Origin of the sequence: Tahibacter harae, assembly GCF_024437735.1 — a bacterium.
Classification (GTDB): domain Bacteria; phylum Pseudomonadota; class Gammaproteobacteria; order Xanthomonadales; family Rhodanobacteraceae; genus Tahibacter; species Tahibacter harae.
This window is the reverse complement of record NZ_JANFQO010000031.1, coordinates 38,969-49,699: the sequence shown is the minus strand read 5'-3', so window position 1 is coordinate 49,699 and position 10,731 is coordinate 38,969. Positions and strand designations below refer to the sequence as shown.

Sequence of the window (10,731 nt, the reverse complement as noted above, 5' to 3'; positions counted from 1 at the left end):
TCCAGCACCAGCGCTGACTTGCGCCGCGCCGTCCAACGCTTGATGTCTTCTTCCATCACTGCACTCATGGGGTGTCTCCTTGGTTAAGGTTACACCTGAGCAGGTTTTCACTGGGTCAGTACACGTCTGTCATCGCCGCCGTTGTAGGTCTTTTAGCAGGGCTTGTGCTCGGCCATGGCGGCAGTCTCCCGGGCAGCGGTCGGGATGACTCTACGCTCATCGCCGCCGGGTGGAATCCCTGCCTGGACGAACGAACCACGCAGGTTGCGCCACAGCCGCGACCCGGTGGGCGCAAATGCGGCGGTTTCCGCTAATCTGCGTGGACCCTGTCCATTCCGGCTGCCATGTCCCACGGATTGTTCGATACCACAACCCTGCTCGGCGCCATGTCCCTGGCCGTGGTGGCGCTGGCGGTTGCCAGCACCGTCGCGCTGCTGATCCGCCGCTTCACCCGCCGCCTGGAGCCGCGCCTGACCGACGTCACCCTGCTGCGCTTCGTCACTCTGTTCGCGCAGATGATCGTGTTCCTGGCGGCGCTGGTGCTGTATGCCCATGCGATTCCGCCGCTGCGCACGCTAGCCACTGCGCTGCTGGCCGGTGCCAGCGTGTTGTCGGTGGTGGCGGGCCTGGCCGCGCAGGACACGCTGGGCAATCTGATCGCCGGTTTCACGCTGGTGCTGTCGGGCACGGTCCGGGAGGGCGATACCATCAAGCTGTACACGCCCGTAGGCCTGATTACGGCGCGCGTGCATGCCATCTCGCTGGGTTTCACCGGATTGCGGGACGGTGACGGCAACGAGGTCCTGGTGCCCAACAGCGTAATCATGACCAGCGCGATCATCCGCGTAGCCCATCCGCCGGCCGCCGCAGGCGACTGAGCGAGCAGCGATTCCCACGGCCCTTCGACATTGGTTCCGTATCCATGACCGCCCACGATGCTCCCGTCCCGCAGCCCGTTGCCACGCCGCTGACTCGCGCGGCGATTTTCCTGGTGCTCACGATCCGGCCCGACGCGGCCTGTGCAGCCACGGTGCGTGCCTTCCTGCCCGATCTTTCCGGCTTCGTGCGTTCGGTCTGTTTCCGCGATCCCAGGCGCAGCTTGTCCTGCGTGCTCGGCATCGGCGCCGCGGCCTGGGATCGGCTCACCGGCCTGCCGCGCCCGCCCGGCCTGCATCCGTTCGTGGAATTGCGCGCGGGCGCGCGCCATGCGGTTTCCACGCCCGGCGATCTGCTGCTGCATATACGGGCCGATCACATCGACCTGTGCTTCGAGCTGGCGCGGCAGATCCGCACGCGGCTGGGCGAGGCGGTCGCCGTCGTCGATGAAGTGCACGGCTTCCGCTATTTCGATGCGCGCGACCTGCTCGGCTTCGTCGACGGCACGGAGAACCCCGGCGGCAACGAGGCCGAACAGGCGGTATTGGTCGGCGACGAGGACCCGGCGCACGCCGGCTCCAGCTACGTGATCGTGCAGAAATACCTGCACGACCTCGCCGCATGGAACGCCATCCCGGTCGAGGTGCAGGAGAAGATCATCGGCCGCACCAAGCTGGACGACATGGAGCTTCCGGATGCGGCAAAGGCGAGCTATGCGCACAACGTGCTCACCAGCATCGAAGAGGGCGGCCGCGAGCTGAAGATTCTGCGCGACAACATGCCGTTCGGCCGCATCGGCGACGGCGAATACGGCACTTACTTCATCGGCTACGCGCGCACGCCGTCCACCATCGAGAAGATGCTGCGCAACATGTTCATCGGCCTGCCCGAGGGCAATTACGATCGCCTGCTCGATGTCAGCAGACCGGTCACCGGTTCGCTGTTCTTCGTGCCGACGGCGACGTTTCTCGATGCGGTCGAAGGCGAACCTGCCGTGACTGGCGATCCAGCACCCGCGCAGCACTGAAAACAAACGGGCGGACCCTCGCGGCCCGCCCGTACGCCCGACAAACCGCCGCACGCGCCATCACACAGCGCACGTTTCCGCTTTCACGGCGCACAACCGCCGATTTTGCTCAGTTCCAGCGTGCCGCTGCGCTTGCGGAAGCTGCCGGCGAGATCGGTGTCATCGAACAGGTAGTCGACCTTGGCCTTGTCGCAGGCGGTCATGCTGATGGTGGCCTTGCCCACGGCGAAGCCGTTGTAGGTCGGCACGCGGTCGAACACGCCGCCCAGGCTCTGCGCGATCAGCACCTCGGCCTTGCCGTTCGTCGCATTGGCGAGATTGCCCTGCAGGGTGAACCAGTGTTCGCGGTTCGTGTCGTTGCCCTGGCCTTCCAGGTCGTAGGTGAACCATGGTGCGAAGAACACGCCGCCGGGCTGCACGGTGAACTGCAGGCCCTGGCCGCTGGTGGCTTCCTCGAACCAGGTGCCGCTCATGCGCGCATCGAAGCCGCCTTGCGGCGGTTTCGCACCGGCGCCGGGGCGTGTCGTGCCGTCGGCGAGAATGCAGGACTCCGTGACCGGCGTGAGGCGCGACAAGGTGATCGTGCCCTTTGCGCCGTCGTTGTGGCCGGCATCGAAGGCGTAGGCCAATGTCGCCGTGTCGCAATCGCCGAAACTCAGCGTCGCCGTGCCGATGGCTACGGGCGAGGCCGGCGGGCCGGCGTCGAAATTGCCGCCGGTGGTTTCCAGTATCGGCAGCTGTACCGTTGTAGCATTTGCCGCAACGTTGCCGGCCTGGATGGTGTACCAGCGCAGCTGCGCCGGATCGTTGCCGCCGGCCGTGGTGTAGGTGAACCAGGCGCCGAACAAGGTGCGCTGGGCCGGGAACCAGTCCAGCACGATGCCTTCGCCGTTGGCATAGGGCGACCACCACGCACCGGTGATGCCGGGCTGGTCCAGGCGCACTGGCGCGGGCACCGGGAAGGGCATGGGTGTGGCGTAGAGCGCGCTGGCTTTGCCGTAGGCCGTATCGGCGCGGATGGCCAGCACCCGGGCGACCGCATCCGGCGCCATGCTCACCAGCAGCGGCAGACAGGCTTCGGCTTCGCAGGCGCGGTATTCGTCGCGCACCACGCTGCCGTCGGCGGCATCCAGCTGGAACAGGCGCATCTTGTTGGTGAACCAGCCCTGCGCCACGACCAGGCTGCGGCCGTCGCTGGCCACGCCCAGGGAAAGGCCGGAGCCGTTCCAGACGCTGGGACGGAACAGCGACAGGTCGCGCGCCCAGCTGACCGCGCCGGTGGCTGGATCCAGCCGGCTGATCCGCGCTGCGTTCACCTCGTCGCCGGGTGGGCTGATCAGGCAGCGTCCGTAGATCGCGTTGCGGGCAACGGTGAAGCTGGTGAAACAGGCCGGATCCATGGGCTTGATCCAGGCAATGCTGCCGCTGGCTGTCAGGCGGGCGACCCGCCATTGCCCTTGGGCATTCAAGCCGGACAGCAGGGCCGAACCGTCATCCAGCGCCTGGATGCGCGAGGGTTTAAGGCCCAGCTGCTCGATGGTGCGGGTAAAGCGCGTGCTGCCGTCGGCATCCAGCCGGGTCAGGTCCAGGTATTCGCCGGTCGGCGTCCAGCGCACGTAGGTGGCGCGGCCCTGGCTGTCGATGTCTCCGCCGCGCGTGGGCGGCATATTCCCGGGCAGTGTGCGCTGGCTCAGCAGCGCGCCGCTGCTGTCGATGACGGCGTGTTCGATCGCTTCCTCCGGGCCCGCCTGGGCGCCGCGGTTGTACAGCGCGACCAGTTTGCCGTCGGGGAGCAGGCGCAGCGCAAAGACATCGCGGTTGGCGCTGGTCAGCTGCAACGGCCGCGACCACAGCAAGGCTCCGGTGGCCGCGGCGAAGCAGTCCACGCGCTGGCGGTAGCCGCCGCCCTCCTGGATGCCGCCGCCTATGCAGACGCGGCTGGCGTCGGCGACCAGGTTGCTGTTGATGGGCGACAGCAGCGCCTCGCCGGGCCGGGTCCAGAGCAGGCTGCCGTCGGCGCCGTAGCGGCTGAGGCTGTAGCGGCGCAGCGCGGGGTATTCGTCCGCGGCGCTGAGCACGTAACTGCTGCCGTCGGCCAGGGTGTGGAAGGCCCGGGCCGCGCTGGTGGCGGGGCGCTGCGGCCATTCCTGTGAAAATGTGGAAGAGGTTCCGTCCTGCTGGATTTCCACCAGGCGGCCCGGGCCGTCGACGCTGTCGGTGACCGAGGCCAGCAGGCGGCCGTCGGTGGTGAGCAGGCTGCTGGCGATGCGTGCGAAGGGCAGGTTCAGCACCGCTGACACCGTACCGTCGGCGCCGATCTGGCGCAGGCCGCGCTCGACATCGTCGGACCACAGCACGATGGCCGTGCCGTTGCTGGCGACCTGCAGGTCGGCCAGGGTGGGGTTGAGGCTCTGGCGCACACTCGCCGCGTCGCGCGTCCACAGCAGATTGCCGCTGCGATCCAGCTTGGCCACGGCCCACAGGAGCTGCTGCGGCGTGGCAGCGTAGTTGCGGTACAGCAGGTAGATGCTGCCGTCCTGTTGCCAGACGGCTTTTCCCACGGTGGGCGGAATCTGCGCCAGGGTCTGGCGCCAGCGCTGCTCGCCGGCGCCGGACAGGCGTATGAATACGCTGCGGTCGCGCTGCGGCGGTGCTGGTTCGCTGATGACCAGCAGGATGTCGCCGTCGGCGGTCAGGGGATCGCGGCTGATCATGTAGGGCCGCTGGCTGCCGGCGTTCCATTCCCAGCGCTGTAGGCCCAGGTCGTCGCGCAGGCTCAGCAGCAGGCTTTCGTCGCTGTTGAACACGGGGCTGCGCAGCAGAACGCCGTCGCCGCCTTCCGCCAGCTGGAAGCGCCGCAAGAACGGCACGGTCAATTGCTGCCCTGCGGGCAAGGTGGCCGGATTGCGCCGGCCATGGGTATCCAGGCGCAGCAGATCGCTCGCGCTGGATATCCAACTGCTGCCGTCGGCCTTGAACACGATGCTGTCCAGTCCGATGGGGCGGCGCAACTGCCAGCGCGCGCGGAACTGGGCGTCGCGCCAGACCAAGTCATAGTTGCCGCTGTTGTCGACGCGCTGCTGCAGCACTTCGCCGCCAGGCGCCAGCTGCAGGTTGCCCGGCAGATAGGCACTGCCTGGCGCGCCCTGCGGCGGCCGGCGGTGCAGGTTTTCCAGGTCGGCACCCCAGAGCGTGCCGTCGGGCGTCTGCGCCAGCCACAGCAGCAGCGGCGAGGTGGTTTCGGCGGGCGTGTTGCGGACCCAGCTCCAGGCGGAGGCGGCGGAACTGGCGCACATGGCCAGCAGGGCGAGGGCGGCGGTGGGTTTGATCATGATGCCCCAATCGGAAAAGCGTCCAGAACGGAGTCAGCGCGGCGCGCGCGGGCCTGTCCGGTGAGTGGACGCAGGCCAGCGCCGCTTCGGCCGGGAGGCGGAGTGATAGCGGCTTCGGCGTAGTTTGTCACCCGCCGCGGGCGGCGCGCGGGATTTGTGCCGCGCAGTCCGGTCAGCTGCAACCGCACTGCCGGGCGTTGGCGAGCTTTGCGCGCCGTTGCCGTAGACCGGTGCGTTCAACGCGGGCGAAACGAGGCGCGTGTCGCGGGAAGCGGCGGCTGGGCGCTCGAACCAGCGTGAGTGTTCCCGCAAGCGGCGTGCGGCCGCTTCGAGGAGGGCGGTGCTCCGGCAACCAGTGCTTGGCTGTTGCGACGCTGGTCAGTGCTGCAGAGGCGGCGCCAGTCCGCCTCGGTGGTGCTCACTGTTCCGGGAAGCGGCTCCTGGCCGCTTCCCGGGGTTCCGCGTCACGGCCTGCAGCCGCCTTCCTTGATCAGTGCGATGTCGCCGTTGCGGCCGGCGTAGGGGCCGGCGAGTTCGCTGGCGTCGAAGCGGTACTGCAGCGTGGCGCTGTCGCAGCCGTGCATCTGCAGCGTGGCCTTGCCGACGATATAGCGGTTGCGCGTGGGCGTGCGGTCGAAGGCGCCGCCTATGCCCTGCACCACCAGCAGCTCAATACGGCCGTTCACGGCCTGCGCCAGGTTGCCGTAAAGGGTGAACCAGTGCTGGCGCTCCGGATCGTTGCCAGGGCCCGGCACGTCATAGGTGAACCAGGCACCGAAGAACGGGCCGTCGGGCTGTACCGTCATCTGCAGGCCCTGGCCGCCGGTGGCCGGCTCGTACCAGGAACCGCTCTGGCGTGCATCGAAGCCCTTGGACGGCGGGCGCGCGCCGGCCGCGGCCTGGATACTGCCGTCGGCCAGTTCGCAGGGTTCGGTGGCCGGGGTGAGGCGGGTCAGGCTGACGTTGCCGCTGGCGCCGTCGTTGAAGGTCTCGTCGAAGCGGTAGCTGAGCTGGCCGTTGCTGCAGTCGCTGAACTGCAGCGTGCCGGTGCCGACGCGGGTGACGCGGCGGTCGCCCGGGGTGTCGAACACGCCGCCGGCGCTTGTATAGATTTCCAGATTGGCGATTTTTGCGCCCGGCTCCACATTGCCGGCCTGGGCCACGTACCAGCGCAGCTGGGCCGGATCGTTGCCGCCGCCGCGGGAGAAGGTGAACCAGGGCGCGAAGGCCAGGCGTGCATGGCCCAGCCAGTCGATCACCAGGCCTTCGCCTTCGCCGTAGAGCGGGCCCCAGGCGCCGCCGATGCCGGCCTGGTCCAGGCGGATCGGCGTGATCTGCACGTAGTTGCGCGCGCTGACCTGTTCGGCGCGGGCCACGCGCAGGCTGCCCGCGTGGGCGAGGATCTGGCTGAAGCCGCAGTCCTGGCGGCTGCAGGGATAGACGATCTCCGGCGTCTCGGCGCCGTCGGCCAGGGCCAGGCTGCGCAGGCTCCAGCGCGAATCGCCGGCGCGCAGTGCGGCGATGCGCCGGGCGGGTGCGTCCAGCACGGCCTGGTCGCCGCGGAAAGTCTTGCGCCAGACGCGGTTGCCGTCCTCGGTGCGCAGGATTTCGATGTCCAGCTGCGCATCGGCCGTGCCTGGGTTGATGCGGCGCACGACCATGACCTCGTCGCCGTCGACGGCGATATTGGCCAGGCCGGAGGCGCCGACCAGGCGGCGCTTCCAGTTGTGGAAGCCCGATTCATCCAGCGACCAGACGTAGTAGTCGCCGGCGGCCTGGCTTTCCTTGCCCAGCACGTAGATGGCCTGGCCGGAATACACCAGTTGCAGCGGCTGCAGGCGTTCGGTGCGCAGGTCCAGCGTGAACGCCACGCGGCCGCTGGCGGTGCGGCGGATCATCTGGCCGTCGTCACTGTCGGGGTAGTCGGCCAGCACGCGCTCGACGATGACGCTGGCACCGATGTCGTTGACGTCGCCCAGCGGCGTGATCTCGTCGGTGCCGTAGCGTACTTCGGCCGCGCCGCTGGCGTTGTAGAACTGGATGCCGTCGTAGGGGAAGGATGTCACCAGGCGCTCGCCGGGCAGCAGGCGGAACAGGCTGGCCGGCTGCGGATCGCGCGTGCGGAAGCTGATCGGCGCGGTGGACGGGCGCAGGTATTTCTCGCTGCCGTCGGCGGCGTCCAGGCAGCGGATGCGGTTGACCGGGCGGCCGCTGCGGGTCTCGATCTCGGCGACGCAGACGCGCGCGGCGGAGCTGGTCAGCTGGGCGGCGTCGAGGTGGCCGGGCAGCTCGCGCTCCCAGCGCGTGGCGCCGGCGCCGTCGACGCGGCGCAGGCGGTAGCTCTCGGCGCCGTCGGCGGCGGCGACCACGTAGGTATCGCCCTCGCCATAACTGGCCTCGTAGGTGTCGCCGGGCGCGGCGGCGCCCAGGGCCAGCACGCGGCTGTAGTTGCGGGTCTGCGTTTCCAGGTTGTCGGCGATCACGCGGCCCTGGGTATCCAGCTCGATCAGGCGCCAGGCGCCGGCCACGCGCGTTCCCACCGCGAAATAGTGGCCGCGGCTGTCCTGGCTGATGCCGGAGATGGTGGAGAACGGCAGTTCCTGGTCAAAGCGCAGGCTGCCGTCCACCGCGTAGCTGATCAGGCGCAGGCGCTGGCTGCCGCCGGCCACGCGCGCGCCGTAGGCGATGACCACGGCGTTGCCGGCGGCATCCACGCGCAGCGCGCAGCCCGGCACGGCGGTGGCGCAGAGGTCGGCCACGTTGGCGGGCAGCGGACGGGTCCAGCGCTGCGCGGGATTGGGGCCCTCATGGGCGAGCCGGGCGGTGTCGGCGTCGAGGCGGTCCAGGGCGTAGAGGCTGCCGTCGGCGCGCACGGCGATCAGCGGCGTGCTGGCGTCGGCGCCGGCTTCGGACCGGGAATTCCACAGCGGCTGGCCATCGGCGGAGAAGCAGCGGCGCAGCAGCGTGCCGCCGCTGCGCGCGCGGCCGGCGGCGCAATGCGTGCCGGCCGGGCCTATGCCGACGGCGTTGAATTCGAGGTTCTCGGTGCCGCCGGCGTCCTGCCAGCTCCAGGCCAGGCGGCCGTCGTAGCTGTAGCGCGTGACCTGGGCAACGCCGGCGCCGGCGGTCTGGCTCCAGCCCGAGGCAAACAGGCCGCCGTCGGCGCTGACCGCGCGCTGCGGGCGCTGGTAGCTGGGCTGGTCCTGCTGGGTTTCCGGCACGGTACGTTCCAGCACCGGCTGCTGGCGCTTGAGCAGCAGGCTGCGCGGCGTGCCGTCGGCGGCCAGGCGCTGCCAGCCTTCCACGGTTTCCAGCCACAGCGCGCCGCCGGCGTCGGTCAGGGCCAGCAGCACGTTGGGCATTTCCCGCTGCCACAGCGGCAGGCCCTGGCCGTCCAGGCGGCGCAGGCTGCTGCGCAGGCCGGTGGTCTCCAGCACCAGCACGCCGCCTTCGGGCATGGCGAGCAGGCGCGCCTCGGCGATGCTGCGGGTCACCTCGTTGGAGATGCCGCCGCTTTCGCGCAGCAGCAGCGTGGCTTCGCCCTGGCTGCCCAGCACCCAGCGGTTGGCGCCGGAGATGACGGCATTGGCCACCAGCACGCTGCGGCTGCCCTGGTCGGGCAGGGACAGGTCCCAACTGGCGGCCTGGGCGGATGCTGCGCCCAGGCCGGCCAGCAGGGCGGCGGCGGACCATAGCGCGGGAGAGTGGGGCGGACGCGGCAGATGTTTCATGGAACGGCTTCCTGAAAATGGCGATTGCTTGGAGATCGGTGTCTGGCGCTGTGTCGGAAAACGGATTTGCAGGCGTTTTCCCGTCCGGCGGCGCAGGCGCGGCCGGCGCCTCGGCGGCGCGGACCCGGTGCCTGGGCGATCGAAACCGGGGCTGCCCGTCCCCGGTTCGTCCTGCCGTAACCTGCCGACAGTGTGCTGGACGCAGAACGGCGGCGACTCCCCCGATTCCAGGGGGGCGGGGCCGCGGCGGACCGCAGATACGACAAGGGCCGCACATGGCGGCCCCGGTCGTGCAGCAGACTGATGGGCAGTCCGTCTTGTAGCAGGCCGCGCGTTAGCGGCCCGTATGGGACGGACTGCGCGGCGCCGCGGCTGGCGGTGCCGCGAGTCGCTTACTTCAGCTTGGCGTCGGCGCGCAGCGCGTCGGCCTTGTCGGTCTTTTCCCACGAGAACGTGGTGTAGGTCTCGCCGTTGGGCAGCTTGACCAGCTGCGGGGTGCGGCCGAAGTGGCCGTAGCTCGCAGTCTGCTGGTACATCGGGTGGATCAGGTCCAGCATCTGGATGATGCCGTACGGACGCAGGTCGAAGTGCTTGCGGATCAGCTTTTCGATCTTGTCGTCGGCGATCTTGCCGGTGCCGAAGGTGGTCACCGAGATCGAGGTCGGCTCGGCCACGCCGATGGCGTAGGAGACCTGGATTTCGCAGCGGTCGGCCAGGCCGGCCGCGACGATGTTCTTGGCCACGTAGCGCGCCGCGTAGGCGGCCGAACGGTCGACCTTGGACGGATCCTTGCCCGAGAACGCGCCGCCGCCGTGGCGGGCCCAGCCGCCGTAGGTGTCGACGATGATCTTGCGGCCGGTCAGGCCGCAATCGCCCACCGGGCCGCCGATCTCGAACTTGCCGGTCGGGTTGATGTGGAACTTGGTGCCCTTGTGGATCCACTTGGCCGGCAGCACGGGCTTGATGATGTGCTCGCGCACGGCTTCGATCAGGTCCTTCTGCTTGACGCCCGGATCGTGCTGGGTCGACAGCACCACGGCGTCGATCGCGGCGACCTTGCCGTCTTCATAGCGCAGGGTGACCTGGCTCTTCGCATCCGGACGCAGCCACGGCAGCGGCGACTTCTTGTGCTTGCGCACCTTGGCCTGCTGCTCGACCAGGCGGTGCGAGTAGTAGATCGCCGCCGGCATCATGTCCTTGGTTTCATTGGTGGCGTAGCCGAACATCAGGCCCTGGTCGCCGGCGCCCTGTTCTTCCGGCTTCTTGCGGTCCACGCCCTGATTGATGTCCGGCGACTGCTTGCCAATCATGTTGATGATGGCGCAGGTATGGCCGTCGAAGCCCACCTGGGAATTGTCGTAGCCGATGTCGTTGATGACCTTGCGGGTCAGCTCTTCGAAATCGACCCAGGCGTCGGTGGTGATCTCGCCGGCGACGATGGCGGCGCCCGTCTTCACCAGTGTCTCGCACGCCACGCGGGCGCGCTTGTCCTTGGCCAGGATCGCGTCGAGGACGGCGTCGGAAATCTGGTCGGCGATCTTGTCCGGGTGGCCTTCGGACACCGATTCGGAGGTGAACAGGTAGCTGCTCATCGCGGCATATCCTTTAATGCGGATGAAGGGATTGATTGGGGATCGCGGATGATAACGGGTGTTGGGGGAGATTGCATCTTGGGGTGGGAGGGGTGTTTGTTGTTGTTTAGCTTGGGGTTTTGAGGGGTTCTGTCGGGTTTGGTGTTGTCGCGCTGGCTGTGTGCGCGGGCTGT

Annotated in this window: 5 protein-coding genes; 2 read left to right on the top strand and 3 right to left on the bottom strand. The window is 68.9% G+C overall.

The window, feature by feature from the left end:
• The first annotated feature begins 344 nt into the window (after positions 1-344).
• Together NM961_RS22420 and NM961_RS22415 are read left to right on the top strand one after the other, a co-directional pair.
• Entirely contained in the window at positions 345-878 is a 534-nt protein-coding gene (locus NM961_RS22420; protein WP_255916666.1) for a mechanosensitive ion channel domain-containing protein, read from the top strand.
• 44 nt (positions 879-922) lie between these two features.
• The gene (locus NM961_RS22415; RefSeq protein WP_255916665.1) at positions 923-1,903 is read left to right on the top strand and encodes a Dyp-type peroxidase; all 981 of its coding nucleotides are present in this window, start codon (positions 923-925) and stop codon (positions 1,901-1,903) included.
• Positions 1,904-1,986: 83 nt separating this feature from the next.
• Here NM961_RS22415 and NM961_RS22410 read toward each other — a convergent pair whose 3' ends face one another.
• The 3 genes from NM961_RS22410 to metK all read right to left on the bottom strand — a co-directional run bounded on the left by NM961_RS22410 (position 1,987) and on the right by metK (position 10,558).
• Positions 1,987-5,235, bottom strand: coding sequence for a PQQ-like beta-propeller repeat protein (locus NM961_RS22410; protein ID WP_255916664.1), 3,249 nt, complete (start codon positions 5,233-5,235; stop codon positions 1,987-1,989).
• 464 nt (positions 5,236-5,699) lie between these two features.
• On the bottom strand, positions 5,700-8,966 hold the full coding sequence (locus NM961_RS22405; protein ID WP_255916663.1) for a hypothetical protein: 3,267 nt from the start codon (positions 8,964-8,966) through the stop codon (positions 5,700-5,702).
• A 392-nt stretch (positions 8,967-9,358) separates the two neighbouring features.
• Complete coding sequence (gene metK, locus NM961_RS22400; RefSeq protein ID WP_255916662.1) at positions 9,359-10,558, bottom strand: methionine adenosyltransferase; 1,200 nt, start codon at positions 10,556-10,558, stop codon at positions 9,359-9,361.
• Positions 10,559-10,731 lie beyond the last annotated feature (173 nt).